Origin of the sequence: Kribbella sp. NBC_01245, from assembly GCF_036226525.1 — a bacterium.
Lineage (GTDB): Bacteria > Actinomycetota > Actinomycetes > Propionibacteriales > Kribbellaceae > Kribbella.
The window spans coordinates 7,838,853-7,865,182 of the sequence record NZ_CP108487.1 but is presented as its reverse complement, the minus strand read 5'-3'; the positions used below and the strand labels follow the sequence as shown (position 1 = coordinate 7,865,182).

General features: G+C 67.4%; 22 protein-coding genes. 11 read left to right on the top strand and 11 right to left on the bottom strand.

What is annotated here, in order from left to right; all coding sequences use genetic code 11:
* Window positions 1-92 precede the first annotated feature (92 nt).
* From OG394_RS36215 to OG394_RS36195, 5 genes are all read right to left on the bottom strand, one after another.
* The gene (locus OG394_RS36215) at window positions 93-503 is read right to left on the bottom strand and encodes an immunity protein YezG family protein (RefSeq protein ID WP_328991778.1); all 411 of its coding nucleotides are present in this window, start codon (window positions 501-503) and stop codon (window positions 93-95) included.
* Complete coding sequence (locus tag OG394_RS36210) at window positions 487-1,449, bottom strand: DNA/RNA non-specific endonuclease (protein WP_328991776.1); 963 nt, start codon at window positions 1,447-1,449, stop codon at window positions 487-489. Before OG394_RS36210 ends, OG394_RS36215 begins: the two co-directional genes overlap by 17 nt.
* A gap of 93 nt (window positions 1,450-1,542) precedes the next feature.
* Complete coding sequence (locus tag OG394_RS36205) at window positions 1,543-4,320, bottom strand: hypothetical protein (RefSeq protein ID WP_328991775.1); 2,778 nt, start codon at window positions 4,318-4,320, stop codon at window positions 1,543-1,545.
* A gap of 154 nt (window positions 4,321-4,474) precedes the next feature.
* Window positions 4,475-7,225, bottom strand: a complete 2,751-nt coding sequence (locus OG394_RS36200) for a hypothetical protein (protein WP_328991773.1) — start codon at window positions 7,223-7,225, stop codon at window positions 4,475-4,477.
* Window positions 7,226-7,389: 164 nt separating this feature from the next.
* Window positions 7,390-8,313 carry an alpha/beta fold hydrolase gene (locus OG394_RS36195; RefSeq protein ID WP_328991772.1) on the bottom strand — a complete coding sequence of 308 codons (924 nt, stop codon included), beginning with the start codon at window positions 8,311-8,313 and terminating at the stop codon, window positions 7,390-7,392.
* Window positions 8,314-8,401: 88 nt separating this feature from the next.
* Here OG394_RS36195 and ligD point away from each other — a divergent pair, with 88 nt between their 5' ends.
* The 4 genes from ligD to OG394_RS36175 all read left to right on the top strand — a co-directional run bounded on the left by ligD (window position 8,402) and on the right by OG394_RS36175 (window position 10,808).
* Window positions 8,402-9,319: a non-homologous end-joining DNA ligase gene (gene ligD / locus OG394_RS36190; protein ID WP_328991771.1), complete on the top strand. Its 918-nt coding sequence runs from the start codon at window positions 8,402-8,404 to the stop codon at window positions 9,317-9,319.
* A 105-nt stretch (window positions 9,320-9,424) separates the two neighbouring features.
* Window positions 9,425-10,054 carry a TetR/AcrR family transcriptional regulator gene (locus OG394_RS36185; RefSeq protein ID WP_328991770.1) on the top strand — a complete coding sequence of 210 codons (630 nt, stop codon included), beginning with the start codon at window positions 9,425-9,427 and terminating at the stop codon, window positions 10,052-10,054.
* A 132-nt stretch (window positions 10,055-10,186) separates the two neighbouring features.
* On the top strand, window positions 10,187-10,414 hold the full coding sequence (locus OG394_RS36180; protein ID WP_328991768.1) for a DUF3107 domain-containing protein: 228 nt from the start codon (window positions 10,187-10,189) through the stop codon (window positions 10,412-10,414).
* Between the two features lie 124 nt (window positions 10,415-10,538).
* Complete coding sequence (locus OG394_RS36175; protein ID WP_328991767.1) at window positions 10,539-10,808, top strand: GlsB/YeaQ/YmgE family stress response membrane protein; 270 nt, start codon at window positions 10,539-10,541, stop codon at window positions 10,806-10,808.
* An 81-nt stretch (window positions 10,809-10,889) separates the two neighbouring features.
* On the opposite strand, the gene OG394_RS36170 is transcribed toward OG394_RS36175, so the two are convergent.
* Window positions 10,890-11,573, bottom strand: coding sequence for a ferritin-like fold-containing protein (locus OG394_RS36170; RefSeq protein ID WP_328991766.1), 684 nt, complete (start codon window positions 11,571-11,573; stop codon window positions 10,890-10,892).
* A gap of 191 nt (window positions 11,574-11,764) precedes the next feature.
* Between OG394_RS36170 and OG394_RS36165 the strand changes: the two genes are divergently transcribed.
* Together OG394_RS36165 and OG394_RS36160 are read left to right on the top strand one after the other, a co-directional pair.
* Window positions 11,765-13,843 carry a DEAD/DEAH box helicase gene (locus tag OG394_RS36165; RefSeq protein WP_328991764.1) on the top strand — a complete coding sequence of 693 codons (2,079 nt, stop codon included), beginning with the start codon at window positions 11,765-11,767 and terminating at the stop codon, window positions 13,841-13,843.
* Window positions 13,844-13,924: 81 nt separating this feature from the next.
* Window positions 13,925-14,854 carry a DUF4349 domain-containing protein gene (locus OG394_RS36160; RefSeq protein ID WP_328991762.1) on the top strand — a complete coding sequence of 310 codons (930 nt, stop codon included), beginning with the start codon at window positions 13,925-13,927 and terminating at the stop codon, window positions 14,852-14,854.
* 1 nt (window position 14,855) lies between these two features.
* Here the strand turns inward: OG394_RS36160 and OG394_RS36155 are convergent, their stop codons facing one another.
* Window positions 14,856-15,605, bottom strand: coding sequence for a ParA family protein (locus OG394_RS36155; RefSeq protein WP_328991761.1), 750 nt, complete (start codon window positions 15,603-15,605; stop codon window positions 14,856-14,858).
* 75 nt (window positions 15,606-15,680) lie between these two features.
* On the opposite strand from OG394_RS36155, the gene OG394_RS36150 reads away from it, so the two are divergent.
* Complete coding sequence (locus OG394_RS36150) at window positions 15,681-16,538, top strand: alpha/beta fold hydrolase (protein WP_328991760.1); 858 nt, start codon at window positions 15,681-15,683, stop codon at window positions 16,536-16,538.
* Window positions 16,539-16,541: 3 nt separating this feature from the next.
* On the opposite strand, the gene OG394_RS36145 is transcribed toward OG394_RS36150, so the two are convergent.
* Window positions 16,542-19,505 carry a DUF2961 domain-containing protein gene (locus OG394_RS36145; protein WP_328991758.1) on the bottom strand — a complete coding sequence of 988 codons (2,964 nt, stop codon included), beginning with the start codon at window positions 19,503-19,505 and terminating at the stop codon, window positions 16,542-16,544.
* A 210-nt stretch (window positions 19,506-19,715) separates the two neighbouring features.
* On the opposite strand from OG394_RS36145, the gene OG394_RS36140 reads away from it, so the two are divergent.
* From OG394_RS36140 to OG394_RS36125, 4 genes are all read left to right on the top strand, one after another.
* Entirely contained in the window at window positions 19,716-20,186 is a 471-nt protein-coding gene (locus tag OG394_RS36140; RefSeq protein ID WP_328991757.1) for a hypothetical protein, read from the top strand.
* Between the two features lie 67 nt (window positions 20,187-20,253).
* Entirely contained in the window at window positions 20,254-20,667 is a 414-nt protein-coding gene (locus OG394_RS36135; RefSeq protein ID WP_328991756.1) for a GntR family transcriptional regulator, read from the top strand.
* A complete protein-coding gene (locus tag OG394_RS36130) occupies window positions 20,664-21,563 on the top strand; it encodes an ABC transporter ATP-binding protein (RefSeq protein WP_328991755.1) in 900 nt (299 codons plus the stop codon). The genes OG394_RS36135 and OG394_RS36130 overlap by 4 nt, the downstream gene beginning before the upstream one ends.
* The gene (locus OG394_RS36125; RefSeq protein WP_328991754.1) at window positions 21,560-22,507 is read left to right on the top strand and encodes an ABC transporter permease; all 948 of its coding nucleotides are present in this window, start codon (window positions 21,560-21,562) and stop codon (window positions 22,505-22,507) included. Before OG394_RS36130 ends, OG394_RS36125 begins: the two co-directional genes overlap by 4 nt.
* 8 nt (window positions 22,508-22,515) lie before the next feature.
* Here the strand turns inward: OG394_RS36125 and OG394_RS36120 are convergent, their stop codons facing one another.
* The 3 genes from OG394_RS36120 to OG394_RS36110 form a co-directional block, all read right to left on the bottom strand.
* Window positions 22,516-24,009, bottom strand: coding sequence for a hypothetical protein (locus tag OG394_RS36120; RefSeq protein WP_328991753.1), 1,494 nt, complete (start codon window positions 24,007-24,009; stop codon window positions 22,516-22,518).
* A gap of 87 nt (window positions 24,010-24,096) precedes the next feature.
* Window positions 24,097-24,660, bottom strand: a complete 564-nt coding sequence (locus tag OG394_RS36115; RefSeq protein WP_328991752.1) for a hypothetical protein — start codon at window positions 24,658-24,660, stop codon at window positions 24,097-24,099.
* Window positions 24,657-26,129 carry a family 43 glycosylhydrolase gene (locus OG394_RS36110; RefSeq protein ID WP_328996903.1) on the bottom strand — a complete coding sequence of 491 codons (1,473 nt, stop codon included), beginning with the start codon at window positions 26,127-26,129 and terminating at the stop codon, window positions 24,657-24,659. Before OG394_RS36110 ends, OG394_RS36115 begins: the two co-directional genes overlap by 4 nt.
* Window positions 26,130-26,330: the final 201 nt, after the last annotated feature.

Below are 26,330 nucleotides of genomic sequence, written 5' to 3'. Positions count from 1 at the left end.
CCGTGCCCGCCCACTTGCCTTGAGCGGCGTCCAGCAGAGCGGCGTGCCGTCGGCCGCGGTCAGGCGCGGCCTAGACGCGTGACCGGCTAAGGTCAGCTGTTTGCGGACGGATGCCAGTTTGGGAGGTTCGCCGGATCGCGTGGGAACAACTGTTGGTCTTCGACAAGCAGCTCAGCGTCGGCAACACCATCGAACGGGGCGTTGTCGTAGTCGAACTCGGCGTTGAACTTGCCGGTTCGATCGAGGGTCAACGTGGCGTTGAACCAGGTTCCCTTGCCGGGCTGGAACATCGATTCCCGAAGGTCGTGAACCGCTTCGCGGCCGTCGCTATCCAGTGCCCCTGATTGGTCAATCGTGTTGTCGGGATGGTGGATGTCAAGGGCTGTCTCGGTCATTCCGCCCGCTCCGGTCACGTGCAGCTCAAGCTTCGTCCATGCGGTTGGGGCGGCCCGCACCAGGGCTTTGCCCACGGCGACCAGGCGCTCGTTAGATTCGCTGTCCACCGTCGCGGCCTCCTTGCTGTCGTGGGGTGTTACGGATCGTGGTCCATCGGACCTTGCCGTCTTGGCTGTAGCCGACCTGGATGCGGTCAGGCCGAACGCTATCGCCTAGGTACTTCAGTTCGATGAAGACCTCGACTTCGTTGCCGCTCTCGATCAATTGTCGCCATCGGTTTTCCAAGGTTTTGTATGCACTTTGGTTGACCTTCGCGCCTTCCATCGCTGTCAGGTTCAGCGAACCTAGCGGTCCCTGGAAGATGCGGGCGAAGATATGACCCGCGTGGTCGCCGGGTAGCTTCCCAATCAGCTTGCGCTGCGCTGCCACGTCCCGAGGATGCTTCACGTCGACAATGTCGAGAATCGCGTTAGCGCTGATGACACGGCCACGCTCATCAGTTCTATAGGTGAATCGGCCGTCCACCACGATCGTCGCGTTGCCTGGCGGATGATTCAGAACGCGTCGGTGCTCCAGGTCGCTGGTCGACAACTCGATTGTCGAAGGTTGGGCCTTATCGTCTGCCGCACCAGGATCGGGTACCAGCAGGTCGCCGAAGTTCAGCTCAATCTGCTCAGGCTGCGACGGTGAGTCCGCGGCGTCCGGGCTCTGTGGTGGCGATGCAGACTCAGGCTTGTTGCCGGCCGCTGCATCCTGCGAGCCCGGTCGATCACCTACGGTCGGGCCACTGGCGCCGACCGCCTCAACCGCCCAGTTGTGCCCGATCACAGTCGCACGGGAGGACAGTTGTGCTGCCTCGCCGCAGTCATTCGCGGCCTGCTGGAGGTACTCGGCTGCAGCAGCCGCCTCAGGCAGTATCACCGCCAGCTCAGCGACCTCCACTGCCAACTGCTGGCATTGTGCTGCCGCGGCGCCAAGCTCCGCGGCCAGGCGCGGGTTCGCGTCGAGGTAGTCGATCAGTCCCTGGGCGATCCGCTCAAGGTCCGATGGCATGGCCAGTAGCCTAGTCAGTCAGCCGGTGCCGTCGTCGGTGTCCTGCGCCGGAAATTCTTCGGTGCTTCCGGCGCAGGCACTGGATATACCGGGTCAGTCGTTGTCGTGGATGGTGCCTGGGTAGGTGGTGGGGACTTTGAGGATGCCGCCGTCGACGGCGGTGATCTTGAGGGTGAGGGTTTCGTCGGGTTCGGCGAGGCGGTCGTCGGTGATCGGGACCAGGATCTCGCCGGTGGTGCTGCCCTCGGCGACGAAACCGTAGATGGGCTTCTCCGGAACGCCCGCCCCGTCGTCCTCGGGGCTGGTGAAGTCCTTGCCGAGGGTGGCCGTGCCGCTGATCAGCTCACCGGTGAGTTGCACGCCGCGGTCGGACGGCAGCGACAGCTTGACCGGGAAGCTGACCGTCTTCTCCGGTCCCTCGGTGCCCACGCCCGGGCCGATCTGGACCATCGGCGGCGGGTCGTCGTCGAGCACCTTGCCCGCGCCGAACGAGTCGCCGACGATCGCCTGGGTCGGGTTCGACAGCAGTACGTCGAAGCGCTGGTCCTCGCCATCGTGCTTGTTCGGGTGGATCGGCACGGCGAACTTCACCGTGGTCACGCCTGGAGCGAACACCACCCGGCGAGCCGTCGCGCCGACCACGTCGGTGAACCATCCGGCGGTCTCGGCGAAGACGGTCACCGGCACGCGCGATGCCTTCGACAGCCTGATCGTGAAGACGGCCGACTTGGTACCGCTGTCGCCTTCCTTCATGGTCACGTCGTTCACCGAGGCGATCGGCTGCGCGGGCGGCTGCGGACGGCTCATCCACGGCTTCGAGAAGACCACGTCGGACAGGAAGACCGAGCCGGTGGCGGCCTTGTTGGTGACGAACTCAACCGACCGGATATCGCGCAGGTCGAGTTTGGCCAGCGACGTGAGCGGGATCCGGACCGTGCGCAACATCATCTTCGGCAGACCGCCACGGTTCTGCCCCGGCAGCTTCGACAACGCGTCGCTGACGGAGGACACCGGTACGTCGACCACGCGGCCCTTGCCGTCGCGAACCCGGACGGTCAGGTCCGTTTTCAGCCGGACACTCGCATCCGGCGCCGCGCGGAACGACAACGCCGAGAAGCGACGGACATCCCGCAGCTTCGGCGCGAGGTTGATCCGCATCGACCCGGTGGTCCCGGTCCAGCTCAGGTTGGTCACCGTCGTGGTCGGCGCCACGGCCGCGATCGCCGCCGGAGTCCAGTGCGGGAATTGCGACGGGTCGTCCGTCGTACGGCAAGCCGTGCTGGCCGTGCTGGCCGTGCTGGCCGTGTTGGCCGCCAGATGCCCGCCTCGCGGCTCGGTGAACTTGAGCCCCGTGCACAACCGGGCAACCGCCTTGCCCGTCACCGAACCCGCCGGGAGCGCGCGGTCGAGCCGAGCCAGGTCATACCGCCGGTTGGCCGGCGCCTGCGAAACGACGCGCACAACAGCTCGCCCGGCCGAGGCGGCCCGAGTCGTCGAACCGTCGAACAGCGGCAGCAGCGCCGACTCACCACCGAGCTCGAGCCGGAAGAAGCCCCCGATGTACGCCCTGCCGACCGCCTCCTGCTCGGTCGGCTTGAGCCGCGGCGCGGACGCCGAACCGCACGGAGCCGTCTTACTCGCGCCACCCCAGTCGTCCCACGAGGGCGCGACCGATCGGCCCGGCGTCCATTGGGTGTTGAAGTAGTTGTGGTTCGCGCCCATCACGAGCACGGTCGATCGCGCCGCGCGGTCGCCGGTCACGGAGTAACGGGTGTCGTCGTAGAAGTGCTGCCCCTGCAGGTCGGACACGTCGCCATCGCAGTACGGCAGGATGACGCTCATCGCGGTGTCGGGCAGCGTGGCCCGCGCGAAGTCGACCGGCGCCAGCGGCAGCACCGCGCGAATGCCGTACTTCCGGCCGCGCTCGGAGTTCAGCAAAGCGGCCCGTACGACGCCTTCGCCGCCGCGGGAGTGGCCCATCAACCCGACCCGGCGCAGGTCGACCTTGCCGACATAGCGCTTGCCGAACGGGCCGCCGCCAACGGTCGACCACTTGTTGAACAGGTCTAGGTGAGCGAGCACCAACTGCCCGCGGGCGAGTGCGCCGGCGTCGAAGACCTCACCGTCGTAGGCGTTGATCGCGTTCGCGCTGATCGAAACGACCAGGTAGCCGTGACTGGCGAGAGCCTTCGCGGGTGCGTCGTACCCCTTGTAGCTCGGAATGGCCTTCTGGCCCTTCGGGCATGGCCACGGCTTTACGGGATCCGGGCCGGACTGTTTGCCGTAGCAGACCGAGTGGCGCCCGTGCAGAAAGACGACGAGCGGACGCTTCCCGGTCGCGCCGCGCGGGGTGTAGACCCGGCCGGCCACTTCGCTCTTCGCCTTGATGCCGGACAGGAAGAGCGCCTCGTTGCCGAGGTTGTACTCCGAGATGTCGACCTTGAACCGACCGGTCGACCCTGGGTCCACGGCGAGCGCTTTGCCCAGCGCGGCCTTCGACCAATCCGGGCTCTCGGTCGACGCGGTCGAACGGCCAGCCTGCTCGTTGATCTCGCTCGACCACATCAGCTCGACGGACTTGGCGGTCGTCACGGCCGGGTTGGTGCTGAGCACGGTCAGGGTCCGGCCGTCGGGCGACTGGCGGGCCACCCCGACCGGCACGCCGTCGATGGCCAGCAGCGGCAGCGCGGCACGCATCCGCACCGGCGCATCGAGGCGCTTGGTGATCAGAAATCCCCCGGCTGCCGGCTTCACCGTCCAGTCGTCACCTTGCCCCACCTGACTGTTCGACCTCGCCGACGCCGTGCTGGTGGCCCCCGCCACCGGCACGGCCAGCGAAGTCAGCAGCACGGCGACGACGCCCGCTGCCACCCCCCGGACGGATCTGCCGAAAACACCCACAGGTGTGCCTCTCTCTCAGCCTGAATGGTTCGTTATAAGGGACTCTCAGACTGGTGAGAAAGTTGCCACCGCACATCTCGATTGGCCTTCGGTTCAATTGCGTTCCGTCCGGAAGGCGCAAGCGTCAGGGTTTGTTGTGGATGGTCCCCGTCAGCACCAGGGGCTTCGGCAGTTGCTTGCCGTTCATTTCGGTGACCGTGAAGGTGAACTTCTCGTCCGGCTCGGCCTCGGTATCGGCGAGCGCCGGCACCTCCACCCAGCCCTCGGTCTCGCCCTGCTGAAGGCTGCCGAACTCCTGGGTCTCCGGCGGCGTTCCACCCTGGTCCTGCGAGCTACGGAAGTCCTTGCCCAGGATCGCCGTACCGCTGGCCAGGCGCCCGGCGGCGTAGATGAACTTGTCGCTCGGCCCGGACAGCTTCATCGGGAACCGGATCATGCCGCCTTCCGTTCCCACGCCGTCGCCGACCGTCAGGACCGCGTCCGGATCGTCGTCCAGGACCAGAGTCTGACCGAACGACTGCCCGACGATGGCGCCCGTCGGTGCCGACAACACCAGACTCAGCCGCTGGTCATAGCCGTCGCGGGTGTTGCCGTCCACTCGCACTGAGACCTGCTGAGTCGTCTGTCCCGGCTTGAACACGAGCTTTCTGTACACGGGCTCGTCCCCGGCACTGCGGTAGATCGAGTCCGCTGCCGCCTCGGCGTTGACCGTGACCGGTACGGCGCTCGGCCGCGACAGCTTGACGGTGTACGTCAGGGTCTGGCTGCCGGTATCGCCTTCCTTGATCGTGCCCAGGTCGTTCACCGAAAGGCGCGGCAACGTCGACGGCGCCGAGACACTCAGCGCGGCCTTGGATAAGGCCAGATTCGAGATGTACGCCGAACCCGTGGCAGCCTTGTTCGTCCGGAACTCGATGGACCGGATGTCCTTCAGATCAAGGCCTTTCAGCCCCGCGAGCGCGATCCGCACAGTGCGTAACATCGTCTTCGGAATCGAGCCCTCGTTGCCCGGCAGTTGCACCAAGGCATCGCTCAACGCGGACACCGGCAGGTCGACCAACTTGCCCTTGCCATCCACGATCCGAACCGTGAAGTCCGTCTTCTGCTTGACCTCCAGCCCCGGCGCCGTCCGGAAGCTCAACGCCGCGAACCGCCGGACGTCGCGCTTCCCGACGGGCAGGGCGAACCGCATGACGCCATCCGTGCCGGTCCACTTGAGCTGTGTGACCGAAGTGGTCGGCGCCTCGGGCGAATAGGCCGCGGGCGTCCAGTGCGGGAAGAGCGAGCTGTTCTCATGCACCAGACATGGGCTGGCTGGCGCTTTGCTCATGGCCTTCAACGGCGACGGCGGCGGATACGCCATCCCGGTGCAGACCTTCGCGGTCGCCTTGCCAGTGATCGAGCCCGCCGGCAACGGCCGGTCGAGCCGAGCCAGGTCGTACCGGTTGGTGGCCGGAGCCTGCGCAACGACTCGCGTGATCGCCCGGCCGGCCGACGCCGCGCGGGTGCTCGAGCCATCCAGCAGCGGCAGCAACGCGGTCTCGCGACCAAGCTCGAGCCGGAAGAAGCCCGCGATGTACGCCCGCCCGACCGCCTGCTGCTCGAGCGGTTTGAGCCTGGCCGCGGCCTTACCGCCACACGGCTCGGCCTTTTCCTCACCCCACCAGTCGTCACCCGATGGCGCCTCGGACTGCCCCGGCGTCCACTCGGTGTTGAAGAAGTTGTGGTTCGCGCCCATCACCAGCACGGTCGACCGGGCGGCCCGGTCACCGCCGGCGGCGTACATCGTGTCGTCGTGGAAGTGCTGCCCCTGCAGGTCGGACACGTCGCCATCGCAGTACGGCAGGATCACGCTCATCGCCGTACCCGGCAGCGTGGCCCGCGCGAAATCGACCGGCGCCAACGGCAGCACCGCGCGAATGCCGTACTTGGCCCCGCGCTCGGCGTTCAGCAAGGCGGCCCGTACGACGCCCTCGCCGCCGCGGGAGTGGCCCATCAGCCCGACGTTCGCCAGGTTGACCTTGCCGACGTACTTCTTGCCGAACGGGCTGCCGCCGATCGTGGACCATTTCCGCCACAGGTCGAGGTGTTTCAGGATCAGCTCCGCCCGGGCGAACGCGCCGGAGTCGAAGGCGTCACCGTCGTACGCGTTGATCGCGTTCGAGCTGATCGAGACGACCTGGTAGCCGTGACTGGCGAGGGCCTTCGCTGGTGCGTCGTACCCCCGGTAGCTCGGCGTGGCCTTCGTCCCGGCAGGACACGGCCACGGCTTGGCCGGTTCGGGATCGGGCCAGGTGCCGTGGCAGAAGCCGTGCCGGCCGTGCAGGAACACCACCAGCGGACGCTTCCCGGTGGCGCCGCGCGGGGTGTAGACCTTGCCGCGGAGCTCGGATTTCGCCTTGATCCCGGACAGGTAGACGGCCTCGTCACCCAGGTTGTACTCCGAGGTGTCGACCTTGAACTTGCCAGTGGAACCGGGATCGACCGGCAGCGGTTTGCCCTGCGCTGCCTTGGACCAGTCGGCACCGGTCTGCGGCGAACGGCGGGCGGCGCCGTCCTTGCCGAGCTCGGTCGACCAGACCAGCTCCACCTTCTTAGCGCCCAGCACCGACGAGTCAGTCGTGACCAGGGTCAGCGTCTTGCCGTCGGCGGACTGGCGGGCCACACCGATCGGGCGGCCGTCCACCGCGAGCAACGGCAGCGCGGCGCGCAGCCCGATCGCCTCGGGCAGCCGCAGGGTGATGCGAAGACCGTTGCCACTGGCATCGATCGACCAGGCCTTGCTCTCCTGGTTGGTGCCACCGCCAGGCCCCGGCGCGGCGGCCGCCGGAGTGGTCAAAGTGGTGCCGAGCAGAGCGGCGATAACGATCGCCACCCCACCAGCGGATCTGCCGAAAACACCCACAGGTGTGCCTCACTTTCAGCTCTGTACTTGTGCGTCCTTGGAAGGACTCCAAGCGTCGAGTGAAAGTTGTCCGTGAACGTCTCGATTGGCCCTCGGTTATCGCTCGGGCCCGTTACTCAAGACCGGATGAGCACTCAGGACCGGATGAGCTGCCGGAAGGCCGTCGCGACCTGGTCCGGGTGTTCCATCTGCGCGACGTGGCCCGATTGCGGCAGATAGAGCAGACGCGCGTTCGGGAAGGTCTGCTGGGCACGGACCCGGATCCCCGCGTCGACGAGCCGGTCGCGGCCGCCGTACACCAGCACGGTCGGGCAGGTCACCCGAGCCGCATCGGCCCACAACGATCGCTTGGACGGCACCAACTGCGACTGCACGATGCTCCGGGCTCCAGCCAGTACGGCGTCCGTGATCCAGGGTTGCTCGTCGCGGCGACGCAACTCGGCCTCGTACATCGCGACGAACTCGGGCGGCAGCGAACGCGGGTCGCCGAAGACCATCGACATCGCGGCCTTCACCCGCCGGTCGAACGGCAACTGCGCCGAACGCCGCAACACGGCCGGCCCCAACCGCGGCGCCGACAACGCGATGAACCAGGCCGACACCACGGACGGCCGCGGATTCGGCATCGCGGGTGATACCAGCGTGAGGGAGGCGACCTTCTCCGGATGGCGGGCCGCGATCATGACCGCGATCGAGCCGCCCATCGAATTGCCGAACAGGTGCACCGGTCGGTCGAACTCGCCGTCCATGAATTCCAGCAGCGTCTCGGCATGTTCCGCGATACCGGCCGGACCACCTAGTGGCGGCGTACGGCCAAAGCCCGGCAGGTCGATCGCGACACCGCGGACCCTGTCGGCCAGCAGCAAACCGAGAGCCGTCCAGTTCGTGGAAGAACCGCCGAGCCCGTGGACGAACAGCGCGGTGTCTTCAGTTTGCGTGTCCTGCGGCACGTCCCGAACCAGCATCGGCACGCCCGAAACCTGGACCGAACGCGTCGGCCATTCCCGCGCCGCGAGCGCGACGGATTCGCGCCCCACTACCTCGGAGTAACTTGCCACTCGTCCAGATTAACCCCACGCCAAAGTGGTCGGCGCCGACGAACCTCCGGTGCTGACCACTTGGCTTTGGGTGGGCAAGACTGGGGGTATGCCGCAGCAACTCACGACCGAAGTGGACGGCCAGCTGCTCAAGCTGACCAATCTCGGCAAGGTCATCTATCCCGAGACGGGTTTCACCAAGGCCGAGGTGATCGACTATTACCTCCAGGCCGCGCCCGTGCTGCTCCCCCACCTGCGCGATCGCCCGCTGACCCGGAAACGCTGGCCCGACGGAACCGGCGCGGCGTACTTCTTCGAGAAGAACGCACCCCGCGGTACGCCGAACTGGGTGCGGACCGTGACCCTGCCGACGCCGGGTAGTTCCACCGGCCGCGACGAGGCCGACTTCGTGGTGGCCGACGACATCGCCACGATCGTCTGGCTGGCGAATCTGGCCGCGCTCGAGTTGCACGTGCCGCAATGGCGGATCGGCGACTCGGCCGACGGCAAATCGCCGACAGCGGACCTGATCGTCTTCGACCTTGACCCGGGACCGGGTGCGACGATCATCGACTGCTGCGACGTGGCCCAGACCGTGCGGGATCTGCTCGATCATTTCGGGCTGGAGTGCTGGGCGAAGACGTCCGGGAACAAGGGCATGCACCTCTACGTCCCGATCAAGCCGGCCTCGTCGCGCAAGACCAGCGAATTCGCCAAACTGATCGCCGACCAGCTGGCCGAGGCCATTCCCGAGACCGTCACCTCGACCATGACCAAGGCGTTGCGGCCGGGCAAGGTGTTCATCGACTGGAGTCAGAACCACTCCGCGAAGACCACGCTCGCGCCGTACTCCCTGCGCGGCAGCGACGAGCCGCGGGTCTCCACGCCGCTGGACTGGGACGAGGTCGCGCAAGCGTCGGATCCGGGCGATCTGGTCTTCCTCCCGGGCGACGTACTGGCCCGGATCGAGCAGCATGGCGACGTGCTCGAGGGCCTGTACGACGACCCTCGCCCACTACCGGAATGACCACTTCCTGACCTGGGCGGATGACCGGACGTCTACCGCTAGGTAGGATTCGCCGGAACGACCCGGTGACCGACCTCGCCGGTCCGACCACTGAAGGAGCACGTCGTGTCGACGTCACCGGAGACCGCGCCTAGGCGTGGCAGCCGCCTGCCTCGTCTGGCCCGCCGCGCCCAGCTGCTCGAGGCCGCCCAGGAAGTGTTCGTCGCGAACGGCTATCACGCCGCCGCGATGGACGACATCGCCGAACGGGCCGGGGTCTCCAAGCCCGTGCTCTACCAGCACTTCCCCGGCAAACTGGACCTCTACCTCGCGCTGCTGGACACCTCGTGCGAGGCGATCGTGGCCTCCGTGCGGGAAGCGCTGCGTTCGACCGAGGACAACAAGCAACGGGTGGCGGCCACCATCCACGCCTTCTACGAGTACGTCGCGAACGCGCAGGGCGCGTTCCGGCTCGTGTTCGAGTCCGACCTGACCAACGAGCCGGCCGTGCGCGAGCGGGTCGACCGGGTCACCCACGCGTGCGCCGAGGCCTGTTCCGAGGTGATCAGCGCGGACGCCGGGCTGAACAAGGAGCAGTCGATGGTGCTCGCGGTCAGCCTCGTCGGCATGGCCCAGGTCAGCGCCCGCTACTGGCTCGCGTCGGACAACCCGTCACTCGCGCAGCAGCAGGCCGCCGACCTCGTCTCGGCACTGGCCTGGCGCGGCATCCGCGGCTTCCCGCGTACTGAAGGCTGACCCGATCTAGCGCCGTGCTTCTGCCCGGGCTTCTGCTCTGGGCGGACGCGTGCGGGTTCCGTCCGTGGCACCGGATAGGCTCATTTTCAGGACCGGCGAGAGCCGCCGGTGATGACGTGCCCGGAGGGTTTCGTGGAGGTCAAGATCGGTGTCCAGCACAGCAATCGTGAATTGGTGCTGGAGAGCGGACAGAGCGCGTCGGAGATCGAGCAGGCGGTAGGGGACGCGTTCAGCGGCAAGGAAGGTCTGCTGGCGCTCACCGATGACAAGGGTCGCCGGATCATCGTCCCGGCCGACCGGCTGGCCTACGTCGAGATCGGCGCGGAGACCGTCCGCCCGGTGGGTTTCGGCGCCTCCTGACTCAGCCGGATTGAGGCCAAACCAGTTGGCGTGTCCCTGTTGCTCTGTGCCACTGAGCGGGCACGATGAGGTTGAGTGGCCACCTGTGAGGGTGACCTGAACTTCACTCGCAAGGAGGCTCCCCATGGGAGAGATCATCGGGACCATCATCTTTGGTTTCATCATCGGTCTGCTCGGCAAGTGGGTCGCACCTAAGGGCCGGGACAACATCCCGATCTGGCTGACTCTGATCTGCGGCGTCGGCGGTGCCTTGATCGGTTACTGGCTGTGGGACGCCCTGGGCGGGACGGATACCAAGGGCATCGACTGGTGGCGATGGGTGATCAGCGTGCTGGCCGCCGCTGTACTGGTCATGGTCGCCGCCGCGGTCACCGGCCGGTCGAAGAAGGCTTAGCCGATTTAACCGTCTGAATTTGGCTGTTTGAACGAACGAACCGGCCGCTGCCCTTACGGGTGGCGGCCGGTTGGCTTTTGATCAGGCCTGCAGGCCGAGGGCGTTCATGCGGGCGGTGTGGGCTTCGGTCAGGCGGGTGAACATGCGGCCGATGGCGGCCAGGTCCAGGCCAGGGCGGTCGACGCTGCCGGCCAGCAGGGCGGCCAGCGGATCGCGGTCGGCGGCGATGCGCTGGGCCTGGCTGAGCGCTTCGCCGACCAGGCGGCGGCCCCAGAGCGCGAGGCGTCCGCCCACCTTCGGGTCCTCCTCGATGGCGGCGCGGACGCGGTCCACCACGAACTCGGCCTGACCCGACTCGGCGAACACCTCCAGCACCAGCGCCCGCGTGCCGGCATCGACGTACGCCGCGACCTCGCGATAGAAGTCGTTCGCCAGACCATCACCGACGTACGCCTTGACCAGGCCCTCGAGCCAGTCGGACGGCGCGGTGTGGTCGTGGAAGGCGTCGAGGGGCACCTGGAACGGCTGCATGGCCTCCATCGGGTCGACGCCGAGCTCCACCAGACGGTCCCGCAACTGCTGGAAATGGCCGAACTCCGTGGTGGCCAGGGCGGCCAGCTGGGCCTTGTCATTCAGGGTCGGGGCGAGTTTGGCGTCCTCGGCGATCCGCTCGAAGGCGGTCAGCTCGCCGTACGCGAGAACACCCAGGAGATCCACCGCCGCGGCCCGGTAGGCGGGGTCGTCGAAGGCCGTCGTTTCGGTCATGGCGAGCACACTATCGGCCGGACGCGACGCTGGTCCCGGTACACTGGACGGTGATTCGCCGGTGACGCGCCTGCGCGGCTGCTCCCGGCCCATGTTTTTTGTGTCCGAACGCTGTATCCGAAAAATGGGCTGAATAGGCCCGAACAGAGATGTGAGAGGCGATCAGCCTGACCACCTTTAGAGAGCTCGGGGTGTTGCCCGAGATCTGTGACGCGCTCGATCGCGTCGGCATCATCGAGCCGTTCCCGATCCAGGAAATGACGCTCCCCATCGCGCTGATGGGGACCGACCTGATCGGCCAGGCTCGGACCGGTACCGGCAAGACCCTCGGCTTCGGCATCCCGCTGCTGCAGCGGACCATCTCCCCCGGCGAGGCCGACTACGAGGAACTGGCCGCCCCCGGCAAGCCGCAGGCGCTGGTGGTCACCCCGACCCGTGAGCTGACGATCCAGGTCGCCAAGGACCTCGAGACGGCGTCGACCGTCCGGACCGTGCGCGTCCTGACGATCTACGGCGGTGTCGCCTACGACCCGCAGCTGGACAAGCTGAAGTCGGGTGTCGACGTAGTGGTCGGGACGCCCGGCCGGCTGCTCGACCTGGCCAACCGCGGTGTGCTCGACCTGAGCCACATCAAGGTGCTGGTGCTGGACGAGGCCGACGAGATGCTCGACCTGGGCTTCCTGCCCGACGTGGAGCGCATTCTGCGCAAGACGCCGGAGCTGCGCCAGACGATGCTGTTCTCCGCGACCATGCCGTCCGCGGTGATCGGGCTGGCCCGCACCCACATGCGCCACCCGCTCAACATCCGGGCCGAGTCGCACGACTCCACCGAGATGGTGCCGACCACGGCGCAGTTCGTCTACCGGGCGCACGAGCTGGACAAGCCCGAGGTGGTGGCCCGCATCCTGCAGGCCGAGGACCGCGGCCGGGTGATGATCTTCTGCCGGACCAAGCGCGAAGCCTCGCGGCTGACCGACGATCTGATCGAGCGTGGTTTCCAGGCCGCCGCGATTCACGGCGACCTGAACCAGCAGGCCCGTGAGCGTGCGCTGACCCGATTCCGCGGCGACAAGATCGACGTACTGGTCTGCACCGACGTCGCCGCTCGCGGTATCGACGTCGAGGGCGTCACCCACGTCATCAACAACACGTGCCCTGAGGACGAGAAGGCGTACGTGCACCGGATCGGCCGGACCGGTCGCGCCGGTGCGAGCGGTATCGCGGTCACCTTCGTCGACTGGGCGGATCTGGTTCGCTGGAAGACGATCAACAAGGCCCTCGACCTGCCGTACGACGAGCCGCAGGAGATGTACTCCACCTCTCCGGAGCTCTACCACGACCTCGGCATCCCGACCGAGGCCAAGGGCCGGATCGTGCCGGCCAAGGTCGAGGAGCGGCCCGCCCGCTCTGATCGTTCTGACCGCTCTGACCGCTCCGCTCGTTCGGACCGGTCCGGTCGCGGCGATCGTTCGGACCGTGGCGAGCGCGTTGAGAAGCAGGCGGATCAGGGCGAGAAGAAGTCGGATCGTCCGTCCCGCAATCGCAACCGCACCCGTCGCCGCCTTCGTGCCGGCGAGCCGCTCGAGGGCACCACGACGACCACGGACGCTCCCGCAGCCAGCGTGGTGACCGAGGCTCCGGCCCAGGTGACCAGCGAGAACGGCGAGGTCAAGCCCAAGCGCACCCGTAGTCGCCGCCGCAAGACCGAGGCAACCGACGCCGTTCCGGCCACCGACGCCACGCCGGTCACCGAGGACGCCAAGCCGGCGACCGACGAGGCCGTGGTGACGCAGGACGCGCCCACGGAGGAGCAGCCCGCCCGCAAGCCGCGGACCCGCTCTCGCCGTACGGCGGCATCGACCGCGCCCGCAGCTGAGGCACCGGCCGAAGTTGTCGCGACCGAGCCGGTTGTCACCGAGCCAGTTGCGGCCGAGGCCGAGCCGACGAAGCCGAAGAAGGCCGCGGCGAAGACGACCAAGCCCAAGGCGAAGGCCGCCAAGGCAAAGGCGGAGCCCGCCTTCACCGAAGCCGAGCCGAGCAAGGCCGAGGCCGAGGCCGAGGCTGAGGCCGCGCCCGCCAAGAAGGCACCGGCAAAGCGTTCGCGGGCGAAGAAGGCACCGGCTAAGGCAGCACAGACCGATGCGGCGCCTGACACCTCAGCGGCTGACACCGAGGCGGCTGACAGTGCGGCCGCGGACGCTCCGGCGGAGAAGCCGAAGCGGATCCGGAAGAAGGCCGCAACCGAGGTCACCTTCACCGCTCCGGAGTAATTCGGCAGCACTGCAACGAACCGGGCACCTCCGTGCGTCCTCATTCGAAAGCACCATTCGAGTGAGACCCGGAGGTCGGCCATGAAACTGACGAGATATCCGGCCGCGGTAGCCGGGCTGATGCTCACCGCGGCCGTGCTGCTGTCCGGTTGCGGTGGTGGCTCGGACCGCGAGTCGACCGCGGACAGCGGCACCGCCGCCCAGCCCCAGTCCGACCAGGCCGGCGGCAGAACGAACGGTGATACGACCGGCAACACCGAAGCCGGCAAACCCGACACCGCCGGTAAGGGCGGCTCCCAGCCCGCGTTCACGCGATCCATCGTGCGCACCGGCTTCCTCACGATCGAGGCCGGCGAAATCACGCCCGCTCGCGAGAAGGTCGCCGCGATCGTCGCGGGTCAACGCGGCATGATCGCCTCCGAACACGGCGGCTTCGATCCGGACAGCAAGGCGGGCACCGCTCAGCTGGTCGTGCGCGTTCCGTCCTCGGCGTACGACGCGACCGTGCGGCGGCTGACGGCCGAGGTCGGCAAGGTCAAAGAGGTCCGCCAGGAGTCGACCGACGTGACCGAACAGGTCGTCGACGTCGAGAGCCGGATCTCCACCCAGCGGGCCGCGCTCAACCGGATGCGCACACTGCTCACCAAGGCGAACACCATCGGCGAGATCGTCTCGGTCGAGGCCGAGCTGACCCGCCGCGAGTCCGATCTCGAAGCCCTGCTGGCCAAGCAGAAGGCGCTCGAAGGTCAGACCGAACTCGCCACCATCACCGTCACCCTGGTCCGTCCCGGCGAGGTGCCGCCCGAGAACAAGGACGACCGTGGCTTCCTGGCCGGCCTCAGCAAGGGCTGGAACGCCTTCACCACAACGGTTTCCGGCCTACTCACCGCCGTCGGCGCCGTGCTGCCCTTCGTGGCGACCGTCGCCCTCATCGGGATACCCCTCTGGTTCGTCATCCGCCGCAACCGCCGTCCCGCCACTCAACCTGTGGTTCCCCAAGAGACCCAGTAGCTCACAGCAGGCCGGCCGCGACCTCACGATAGGCCGCGGCCCCTGCCGAGCGGCTCGACGTGGTGAGGATGCTTCGCCCAACCGCTGGTGCTTCGGCGAAGCGGATCGACTTGGGGATGGCCGGCGACAGCACCGGCAGGCCGTACGACTCGGCGATCGTGTCGAGCACCACCCGGGCGTGGTTGGTGCGTCCGTCGTACAAGGTGGGCAGGACACCGAGGACGCGCAGGGCCGGGTTCGTCAGGCGTTTGACGTCGTGGATCGTGTCGAGCAGTTGGCCGACGCCGCGATGCGCGAGGGTCTCGCACTGCAGCGGGATCAGTACGTCGGTCGCGGTCGACAGCCCGGCAACCGTGAGCAGGCCGAGGGTGGGCGGGCAGTCCACGATGATCCAGTCGTACGCCGGGGAGACGGGCCGTAGCGCCGTACGCAACACGTGCTCGCGGCCGCTCTCACCCGCGAGTTTGACCTCGGCCGTGGCGAGCTGGATCGTCGCCGGCAGCAGGTCGGGCCCTTCCTCACAGGTGACCACGACGTCTTTCAGCCGGGCCGAGCCGAGCAGCACCTCGTAGGCCGAGGTCTCGAGGTCCTCGGGGTCGAAGCCGAGGGAGAACGTCAGGCAGGCCTGCGGATCGAGGTCCACCAGCAGCACGCGCTGCCCCATGGCCGAGAGCGCAGCACCGAGCGAAGCGACGGTCGTGGTCTTGGCCACGCCGCCCTTCTGGTTCGCTACCGCGAGCACCCGGGCCATCGCGCCACATTCTGCCGTACGGAACCCGCCCCGGTGTACGTCAGCGCGCCGGAACGACCGGCTACGGTTGTCCCCGTGAGTACGCCGCGCAGTCTGACGTTGCCGGGTGGGGTCGTTCCCGCCACGCTCGATACCGATCGGGGTTCGTTCGCGACCCTCCAGGCCGTGCCGGATATCGGCATTCCGCTGGGCACGGTGCTGCTGGTGCCGGGATGGACCGGCAGCAAGGAGGACTTCACCCCGTTGGTCGCCGAGCTGGCCGCCTGGGGTTGGCGCGCGGTCGCGGTGGACCAGCGCGGACAGCACGAGACGCCCGGCCCGGACGACCCCGCGTCGTACACGCTGGCGGAGTTCGGCGCGGACGTGGTCGCGATGAGCAAGGCGCTCGGCGGCTACAGCCAGCTGGTCGGGCACTCGTTCGGCGGGCTGGTCGCGCGCGAGGCCGTGCTGACCGACCCCTCGGTGTTCTCGACGATCACGCTGCTCTGCTCGGGCCCGGCCGCTTTCGCCGACGAGGCGAAGCGCCAAGGCCTGGAGATGCTGGCGTACGGCCTGGACAACCTGCCGATCGACCAGGTGTACAGCCTGAAGCTCGAGCACGACCGCAAGGACCCGTCGTGGGTCGAGCCGCCGGCCGACATCGCCGCTTGGCTGCGCCGCCGGTTCACCGCGAACGCGCCGGTCAGCCTGGCGAGCATCACCCGACGGCTACTCGACTCCGAGGACCGCACCGACCAGCTCGCGAAGAGCGGAGTCCGCGCGCAGGTCGTGTACGGCGAGACGGACGACGGCTGGCCGCGGCCGATCCAGGACACGATGGCGGAGGTCCTCGGTATCAGCCCGCAGGTGGTGCCGGACGCCGGGCACTCCCCGGCAATCGACCAGCCGAAGGCGACCGCTCGATTGCTGGTGGAGTTCTTCCACGACAAGTGATCGTCAGGGACGGAGTGTCCCAGGCTGCGGCCACTCCGTCCCCATGGCGAAGTGGTCGTGCCACTTCGGTGCGGCCTCGAACCCGGCGCCGGTCGACTTGCCGACGAACACATCGGCCTGATCGCCCCGGGTGAACGTGACGATGTCGTCGCGCCCATCGCCATTCGCGTCGGCCACCGCCGGGATCTCCCCGCCGAGGGCGAAATGCCCGTGCCACTTCCACGCCGTACCGACGAAGCCACGGCCGTTCGACAGCGCCACGAACGCGCTCGCCTTGGTGCCACCGGTGAACACGACCAGGTCGTCGCGACCGTCGCCGTCGAAGTCCCCGACGTCCGGCACCTCCGCGTCGAAGGCGAAGTCCCCGTGCCACTTCCAGCTGTCCCCGACAAAGCGGCCGCCATCCGACAGCGCCACGAAGACGTCCCCGGCAGCGCCTCGGGTGAACGTGACGATGTCGTCCAGTCCGTCGCCGTTGAAGTCACCGGTCAGCGGGACCTCGTTCCACGGCGCGAACCAGTCGTTCCAGGCGACCCCGTTGTCGATGAACCGCGTGCCGTCCGACCGCGAGACGTAGACGTCCCCGAGCGATCCCCGGGTGAAGGTCACCACATCGTCCTTGCCGTCGCCGTTGGCGTCCGTACTGGTCGAGCGCTTGACCGTCGCGGTCACGACCTCGCCTGCTGGCCCATTGTTGCCTGCGGCATCGACTGCGACGATCCGGTAGAACCGTTGCTGCGCGTCCGGTAAGGCCTTGTGGATAAAGACTGTCACGGTTGTCCGGCCGATCGTCTGCCACGGACCGGTCGCACTTGTCGCCGACTGCACCTGGTACGACGGAACGCCCGAGTCATCGCCCGCAGGCTGCCAGTCGAGCCGGATCGACCGCTCACGCGCGGCGGCCGTGAGCCCGTTCACCGCGGTCGGCGCCACGCTGTCGACGTACGGCGTGACGAGGCTGGCGGCGACGTACCGGGCGGCGGTCCACGGCACTGCCCCGGCCGGCGTCAGTTGCACGGTGATGCTGGTCTTGCGCGCGGTGGCCGAGGCCGGGAGTGCGAACTCGTCGGACAGCCAGCGGAAGCCGCCATTGCCGAGCGGCTGCCGCCAAGTGCCGACGGGCGTGCCGTCCACACTCACCGCGGCCTCCTGGTACGCCCGGGCCTGGTCGCTCGTTCTTTTCAGCAGCACACCCGCATTGGCCGCATCGACCGCGACTTTGAACGAAATCGGCCCGGTGCCCGAACGGACCTGGTCGCAGACCTGGAGGTCGTCGAGATCCCCTTCGTACGCCGTGGTGAGCTCCGCCTGCGTGCCGTTGTCGCCGTACGCGTGCGCCGCCCGGGCCGCCGCATCGCCGACATCGAGTACGTCGGTCTGCCGGGTGCTGGGAGTCGGCTGGGTGTAGAGGTAGGCGGTGGAGCCGTAGTCGCCGGCGATGTCGTTCGACTGGCCGTGCTCGATGCCGAACCGGAAGGCCGAGTTGTACGGCACGGAGTCGACCAGCATCAACCGATAGACGCCATCGCACTCCTGCGGACAACCCAACTGCCCGACCTCGTGCCCGGTGTTGCCGTTGAAGGGCGCGCTGAACCGGCCTGACCCGAAGTACCAGCCGCCCTCGTAGAAGTCCTCCGTACCCGTGCCGTGCTGGACCGGACCGGCCGCGCCATCAACGTGGATCCGCTCGTCACCCTCGAGGTATCCGCGCGTCCTCCCCGCCTCGGGCGCCGCCGCCATCGTCTGCGTGACGCCGACGAACTTTCCGCGGCCAATCTCGTCCGCCACCTGCCAGTCCTCGCCGAACGTGGTCCGCCCGGCCTTCGAGACGGTCGTGAAATACGCCGCGGGGCCGCCGGGCGCGAGGTCGTTCGTCCACTTGCTGTCGGACGCACTCGTCACCTGGAGCTGGACGTTTGCGATGGATTGGCCAGTGGTGTTGACCAGGCTGACGGTCGCGCCTTCCCGATACGGCATCGGCCACCAGGTGGTGAACCAGCCACCCGCGGCCGGGTCGACGGCGAACATCAGCGAGCGCACGTCGTACGCCCCGAGCCCGGTGCCGAAGAACTCCCCGACCGGCGAATCGACCAGCGTCCGCCCGTCGAACCTGACCCGAAGCCGAAGGCCCGCCAGCGTCGCGTCGGACGGCACCACCCCGGCGAACCGCAGCCGCAACTGGCTGATCGACCCCGGCCCGGTAAGCGCCGCGAACGGCACCTCCTGCCCGGCCGCAAGAGCCTTCGTCGCGTCCGCGATAGTTGCCCCGGGCAACGTCGGCTTCGGATCCGCCGTACCGGCCGCGCGCAGTTTGGCGAGTACGTCGTTCGCCGGGTCGGCCGGGTTGAACGTCGTCACGCCCTCCGCGTCGGGGAAGTGCCGGTAGTTCACGTGGTAGAAGAGCGGGTTGTGCTGCACGACCACCTGCATGGACTGGCGATACGGCATCGGGACCTTGATCTGGAACCCACCCGAGGACTGGGCGTTGTTCGCCACCAGCGGATGGACGAACGGCGCACCCGCGGCGCCGTTGGTGACGTCCGTCAGCGATCGGTTGAGCACGACGTGGTCGTCCAGGGTGATCTTGATCGTGCCGGTATCGGTCACGTCGGGCTGGTCGTTGCGGATCCGGGTGAACCAGATCGAGTCCACCTGGCCCGGACCGCTGTCCTCGGCGATCACGCAGCCGGCGGCGATCGGCCGTAGGCAGGAGTAGGTGCCGACAAAGCCGTCGTCGTTGGTCCCGTCCCGGCCGAAACTGGAGAACTGCCGCGCACTCACGCCCGGCTCCAGATACGGCAGCCGGTCGAGTTTGCGCAGGGCATCCCACCCGACCGGTTTCTCCAGCTGCTGGGTCGTGGCGGCCGTCTGGTCCGCGGCTAAGGCGGGTGCGGTCGGCGTGGCCGGCACCAGTAGGCCCAGCGTCGCCGCCAGCGCGGTCAGGATGATCCGTCCAGGTCGTTCCATCAGGCTGCCTCCGGGAGAGAACCAGGGTCGAATGAACCCTCTCAGCACGCTCGGGAAATCGATATCCTTTCGAAGCTCCTCGAATCTGCTCGCTTCCCGTCACGGCCTACGGCGCTAGCCTCCGGCCGGGATTGCAGACCGGGTCGCGTCAAGGCGGCGAGTAGTCGGTCATTAAGGTCGTCCCGGTCAGCGTCCGACGGAAAGGCGAACATGCGGCGGCTCGGAGTGGTCCTGTTGACGGCAATCGCGACGGCATCGGTGGTGCTCAGCGCCGGTTGCTCGAAGCCGAAGGCGGCGGACCTCTGCTCCCTCATCCAGACCGGCGAACTCCCCGGGCAACTGGAGGAAGGATTCCCGAAGCCCGGTGATGGCGAGGACAAGGCCTGCCGCTGGGAGACGTCCGACGGCACCTCCCTGCGCACCGACCTGATGGCATACGGCCAGGCGAGCGCCCTCGGCGAAGTCTGGAACGCGTCCCCGCGCACCATCGCCGACCGCGAGGTGTACGTCGCCGCCCGCGGCTTCACCGAACCCGGCGGCCCGGTCATCGAGTGCAGCTCCGTCACCCAACACGACAAGGACGCCCTCCGCATGACCCTGGCCGTCGACGAACCCCGCGGCGACCTCTGCGCCGAACTGACCACCCTGCTGGAAAAAGCGCTCCCCCGCCTCACGTCCTGACCCAACCCCGAACCCTTGACGGATCACTTCGCGATAGTTCTACTATCTTCGTAGGAGAATAGCGATAGTGGCTCTGGAGGTACCGGTGTTCGCGTTTCGGCTGGACAGACGATCAGGGGTGCCGCCGTATCTGCAGCTCGTTCACCAGGTCAGGCAGGGCGTGCTGCTGGGGTATCTCCAGCAGGGCGACCAGCTGCCGCTGATCCGGGAGGCCGTGGAGCAGTTGGCGATCAACCCCAACACGGTCTCCAAGGCGTATCGACAGCTCGAGCAGGAAGGGTTGGCGGCGTCCCGGCCGGGCGTCGGCACCTTCATCACCGCCGCGCCCGCTGTGACTGTGACACCCGCGACGTACACATCGTTGCGCCGCGGACTGGAGAAATGGCTGCGGAGCGCGTACGAGGCAGGTCTGGACGAGGAGGCGATTGTGGCGCTTTTCTCAACCGCCAACCATGAGCTGGCACAAGAGGGTGTGGCATGAGCGCCCCTGTGCTGGAGGCGTCCGGTCTTGGCAAACGCTACCGATCGTTGTGGGCTCTTCGTGACTGCGAGCTGGCCCTGCCCGCAGGGCGGGTGATCGCGCTGGTCGGGCCGAACGCAGCGGGAAAGACCACGTTCCTTCGGTTGGCCGCTGGGCTGCTCCGGCCGACCGAAGGGACCATCACGGTGCTGGGAGCGCCGGCCAGGGCGGACTCGCCGGCGTCCCTCGCCCAGGTCGGCTTTGTCGCCCAGGAACACCCGCTCTACGACCGTCTCCGGGTGCGGGAACTGTTGCGGATGGGACGGTCGCTAAATCTCGGCTGGGATCAGGACTTCGCGGAGTCGCGACTCGACAGCCTCGGAATTCCACTCGGCCAACGGGCCGAGGCGCTCTCCGGCGGTCAGCATGCCCAGGTCGCCCTGACCTTGGCTCTGGCGAAGCGGCCGGCCCTGCTGATCCTCGACGAACCCGCCGCCGGACTGGATCCGCTCGCACGGCATGCGTTCCTGCAAACATTGATGGCCGCCGTCGCCGAGGGCAGCCTCACGGTATTGCTGTCGTCCCACATCGTCGCCGAGCTCGAGCAGGTCTGCGACTACCTGATCGTTCTCGCCGGCGGGCAGATCGAGGTCGCCGGAGAGATCGATGACCTGCTGGCCGCACACCGACTGCTGACGGGCCCGTCCGATCGACTAGTGGACACGGCGCCGGAGGTGGTGCAGGTGACCCGCGGCGATCGGCACTCCACCGCCATTGTCCGGACCGACGGGAGCCCGGTGCTGCCCGGATGGGAATCCCATCCGATCGGCCTGGAGGAGCTCGTGCTGGCCTATCTCCACCAGGCGGCCTCCGCCCGGCGCTCGCGACCTCATGAGCAACGGGAGGCACTGACATGACGTGGTTCACGTGGCGCCAGCACAGAGCCGAAGCGGCCGCTATCGGCGCTGTCCTGGCCGTGCTCGGCGCCGTCGCCCTGATCACCGGCATTCCGATGTACGACGCTTACCACCAACAGGGCGTCGCCGGTTGCCACGAGGCCGGCGACACAACCGACGCCTGCGCGCGCCTCATCGACGCCTTCCGCAGCGAGTTCGCAGGGCTCCCGATGCAGGCAGCTGGTCAACTGAACTTCCTGCCCGTGCTGGTCGCAGTTCTGATCGGCGCGCCCTTGCTTGCCCGCGAGTACGAGCGTGGGACCTGGCAGCTGGCGTGGACTCAGGCCGTTCCACGGACCCGCTGGGTCGTCAGCACACTCGCACTCGTCCTCAGCGGGGTGGCCGCCGCCGCGATAGCTCTCAGCGTTGTGCTCGGCTGGTGGCTGCGGCCCGTGGTGACCTCCGCGTTCAGCGTCGAGCGATTCAACTACACCGCCCCGGTTCTGGCCGGCTACTTCCTGCTGGCCATGGCTGTCGGCATCCTGGCCGGCGCGGTCATCAGGCGCATCATTCCAGCGATGGCCGTGGCTCTCGCCGTCTTCCTTCCTACCAGGCTCTTCGTTGAGTTCTGGTTGCGGCCGCGGTACATGACACCTACCACCACAGTCGATCCGGCACCGGGCACCGGAACCCTCACCGAAGAGATCAGGAACGGTAACAACTGGGTGCTCGACTCGTTTCTCGTCGGACCCAACGGGAACCGGCTCACTGACGCTGACGAATTCCACCTCTTCGGCGGCGGCCTCGTCGACGACGCGACACTTGCCCAGCACGGTCTCCGACAAGCCGTCAGCTACCACCCCGCATCCCGCTTCTGGGACTTCCAGCTCATCGAGACCGGGATCTTCCTCGGATTGGCTCTCGTCCTCGTTCTGCTCGCGATCTGGCGCGTCCGCCGCTGGTGAGACTCGACTTATGGGGCGGTGATGACCGCTGCTTCCATACCCGGGTGGGGGTCGATGATGGTCCAGCCGGTGGTGCCTCGTTCGAAGTCGCCGTTGACCAGGGAAAGGCCGACGGTCTCGATGTTGTCGTAGCCGACGTCGACCATGTAGTCGCCGACCCCCTTCGCCTCGCAGAGAGCGAATTGCAGCAGGACCTTCGACTCGCCCTTGGCGAACTGCGTGACGTCCACCGGACCCCACAGCCCTTGGCCGTTCATCCACAGGTTCGGATCGATCGTGACGTCCATACTGGTCAGCAGCTTCTTGCCCTTGCTGTTGGTGATCGTCACCTGCTTGAGGTGGTAGTCAGGCAGCCCGCCGACGTACTGGTCGAAGTCGTGCCAAGACACCTCATACCGCGGCGAGTTGGGATCGACCGTCGCCCACTGCTCTGCCCAGACACAGGTGGAGGTGCCCGTCGCAGTCCGTTCAGGCACGAACAAGCTCAACCGGCCCTTGCCGTACATCGCGCTGTTACGAACGGCATTAGCAGCTCCAGGCCGGTACGGCGCACCAGTGCGCGGCAGCGCCGGGATAGGCGCCGACGGCGTCGACGGAATGCCAGGCACGGGTAGACCGCCGAAGTGCGCGGCAATGACGTCGTACACGTCCTTGGCCTGGTGTTCGCTCCACCGGTCGATCGAGCCGTAGATGGTCTGACTGAGCTGCTTGAACTGCCAGACGCGCGTGTCCGGGTTGTTGTCCTCGAAACCCGGGTTGCTTACGGTGAAGCCCGTCGCTTTGAGACTGTCGAACCCGACGTCGATCGGGAAATGCTGAGTCGCCTTCTCGGCGTACAACTTGAGGCTCAGTTTGGCCGTGCTCTTGCCGCGCAGCGCGTTCGTGAGGTCGATCTCGGCCGGCGCCCAGGTCCACCCGAATTCGTCGGCGACGTCCGACCGCCAGACGACCTGGTCATCGACCAGCACCTCCTTGAAGAGCTGGCCCGACTTCGCCGGCGTACGGCTGACCTGGTCGTACGTCGAGAGCGACAGCTTGTACGACGCGGCCGCCGGATCGACGTCGACCTGCTGGTAGACCTCCGAGAAGCTCCCCTCCGCGGCGTGCGCGTAGTTGCCTTGGGCAAAGCTCAGGCGTCCATTGCCGGTCTGCGCGAGGTTGTTCGACGCGATGGTCGGCCGGCGGTCGTAGTTGACGGGCGCGCCGTAGGCCACCACACCACCGATCCGCCCGTCAGCGGCGTACGGCGCGGCTCGACGCAGCACCTCCGCGACGTACTCCGGGCTTGGCGGCAGGGCTGCGTCGAGGAACCGATCGGTGTATGCCAGCAGGATCAGGTCGAGGTTGAGCGGTGTCAGCTTGCCGAGCAGCTCGTCCATTTGCGCCTCGACGTACCGCGGGTCCGTCGTGCTCTGCGAACCACCGAGGTAGGGGAAGAGCACGCCGTCGATGTACGGCGCGAGCTTGGTGAGGTGCGCCGGGGTGTAGTCCCACAGGTACATGGTGGTGAGGAAGCCGAGGTTGGGGTTGATCGCGTCCTGGGTCGCCTTGATCCGGGCAAGGTACGGCTCGGTGAACAGGTCGCTGTTCTACGCGACGAGGAAGTCGTCGATCTGCCAGGCCTTGATATTCGGATACTGCAGCGACAAGGTGGCGATATTCCGCGCCCAGGCGATGAAGTCGAGCTTGTACGGACGCGAGCAATACCCTTCCAGATAAGGGCCTTCGGGTCGATCAGCCTGGCACTCCGACGGTGGGACCAGGTCCACCCAGACGTCGATGCCGGCCGCCTTCGCGAGCGGGGCGAACTCCTTGCGCAGGTCGTCCCAGTCGGTCGGCGCCTCCCAGATACCGAAGAGATAGGTGTTCACGTTCATCGCCTTCAGGCGCTCGACCAGCTTGCGCGAGTCGTAATGCCGCCAGCCGTCCGCGCGCGGCGTTTCCTCGCGCAACTCGCTGTCGATCGTATTGCCGCCGGTCTTCGACGACGTGATGCCGCCAGGCGGAATGATGCCCTTCTTGCGCGTCTTGACGTCCGGGTTTACCTGCTCGACGTGAGCTGGGGCTTCGGGAACGGCGGGAACGGCGGCCGGGAGTTGCTGGCCGAGGACGAGAACGGCGAACCCGGTCAGGGCAGCGGCGAGGCGCTTCATACCCGCACCAACTTCCACTGCTGGCAGGCGCCGCCCCAGTACGGCCACACCCGCACGTCGGCTCCGTGTGCCGTTGAGCATCCGGCAACGTCGAGAGCCTTACCGCCGACCTTCGACGTGATCTTGTAGTAGCCGTCGGGCAGGGCGTCCAGGTACCACTCCTGGCAGTCGCCACCCCAGTACGGCCATTGGATGACGTCCGCGTTGTTGTCCGCCGAGCAGCCCGCGACATCGAGGGCCTTGCCGCTATGACTTGCCAGCAACTTGTACGAGCTGTCTCCCACGTATTCGAGCCGCCACTTCTGGCAGGCGCTTCCGACGTCCAGCCAAAGCCGTACGTTCGCGGCGTCCGCTGTCGAGCAGTCGACGACATCGAGCGCATTGCCCGTGTTGTTCTTGGGCAGCAGTTTGAAGGTGCTGTCGGCAACGATCTCGGCACCTGGATCGCCGGAAGGCAAGGAGATCGTCTGCCAGGCAGCCTTGGGCTGTCCGAGCTGGGGACGGCCGGACGCGTCGAAGGTGACCTTGCCGATCCGGATCGAGCGACCGGTGCTGCAGCTCCCGACCACGGCACCCGACGAGCTGGTCACCCCGTGGTAGACGATCCACGTCTCCTTGCCGTCCGGCGAGGTGAAGAAGCCGTTGTGCCCGGTGCCGAACACCCAGCCGGCGTCGTTCCGGCGGAACTCCGGTGCGGGCGACTTGGTCCAGGATGATCGCCCGAGTACGTCGGGGCCGGTCAGCTCGAGTACGCCGAGGGCGTAGTCGGGCGTCTCGCAGGCGCTGCCGGAGTAGTAGAGGAAGACCCGGCCGTCCCGGATGAGGGCGACCGGGCCCTCGACGACGAGGCGGCCGTTGCGCTCCCATGGCTGATCCGCCTTCGCCAGGAGCACGGGCGGACCGCTGATCGTCCAGGGATCACTCATCGGTGCGATGTAGAGGTGCTGCCCGTCGGAGCGGCCGCTCGACCAGACCTGGAAGAGCCGGCCGTCGGGAAGCTTCAGGACCGAGCCGTCGATCGAGTGGAACGGGCCGGTGTCGAGTTTCGCCTTGAAGACGTACGGGCCCATGGGCTGGTCCGACTCCAGGACGAACATCCGGTGGTTGGCGTCGGTGCCGTTGTCGGCTGTGTAGTAGAGGTACCACTTGCCGTTCAGCTTGTGGATCTCTGGCGCCCAGAGGTTGCAGCAGGACTCTCCGGCGGTTGGCGTCCACAGTGTCTGCTGTGGTGCCGTCGACAGGCCTGTGACGGAGGTGGCGCTTGCACCTACCAGCTTGTCGCCGTGGGTGTAGAGGAGGTGGTAGGTGCCGTTGTCGTAGACCATCCAGGGATCAGCGGCGTTTTCTCGGAGTGGGTTCCGCAACGTGTTCGGCTTGGCTGGAAGGTCCAGGACTGTCTGTGTTGCGACTGCAGCCCTGACGGCCGGAACAGCTTGCGGGTGGTCAGTCGTGTTGGCGATCGCCGTCACTGATAGCGCGATCAGCGCCGCCAGTGATCCTTGCAATAGGGATTTGCCTCTACGCACAACGTTCACCGTCGCCCTCACTAGCGGCCCCGAGCCGAGTCCGGAATCACGATTGCACGGGGTGCTAATGCGACGGCATTGTTTCGACGAGCCTCGAATGGGGTGAGCGACAGCAAGGCCCGACCGTTAGATCCAGGTCGAGCA

Bases quoted from the DNA above. Each gene is read 5' to 3' on its own strand.
- OG394_RS36210 (WP_328991776.1), bottom strand. From the start codon at position 1,449: ATGCCATCGGACCTTGAGCGGATCGCCCAGGGACTGATCGACTACCTC.
- OG394_RS36145 (WP_328991758.1), bottom strand. From the start codon at position 19,505: ATGGAACGACCTGGACGGATCATCCTGACCGCGCTGGCGGCGACGCTG.
- OG394_RS36175 (WP_328991767.1), top strand. From the start codon at position 10,539: ATGGGAGAGATCATCGGGACCATCATCTTTGGTTTCATCATCGGTCTG.
- OG394_RS36115 (WP_328991752.1), bottom strand. From the start codon at position 24,660: ATGAAGCGCCTCGCCGCTGCCCTGACCGGGTTCGCCGTTCTCGTCCTC.
- OG394_RS36140 (WP_328991757.1), top strand. From the start codon at position 19,716: ATGCGGCGGCTCGGAGTGGTCCTGTTGACGGCAATCGCGACGGCATCG.
- OG394_RS36125 (WP_328991754.1), top strand. From the start codon at position 21,560: ATGACGTGGTTCACGTGGCGCCAGCACAGAGCCGAAGCGGCCGCTATC.
- OG394_RS36120 (WP_328991753.1), bottom strand. From the start codon at position 24,009: ATGTACCTGTGGGACTACACCCCGGCGCACCTCACCAAGCTCGCGCCG.
- OG394_RS36170 (WP_328991766.1), bottom strand. From the start codon at position 11,573: ATGACCGAAACGACGGCCTTCGACGACCCCGCCTACCGGGCCGCGGCG.
- OG394_RS36160 (WP_328991762.1), top strand. From the start codon at position 13,925: ATGAAACTGACGAGATATCCGGCCGCGGTAGCCGGGCTGATGCTCACC.
- OG394_RS36130 (WP_328991755.1), top strand. From the start codon at position 20,664: ATGAGCGCCCCTGTGCTGGAGGCGTCCGGTCTTGGCAAACGCTACCGA.
- OG394_RS36155 (WP_328991761.1), bottom strand. From the start codon at position 15,605: ATGGCCCGGGTGCTCGCGGTAGCGAACCAGAAGGGCGGCGTGGCCAAG.
- ligD (WP_328991771.1), top strand. From the start codon at position 8,402: ATGCCGCAGCAACTCACGACCGAAGTGGACGGCCAGCTGCTCAAGCTG.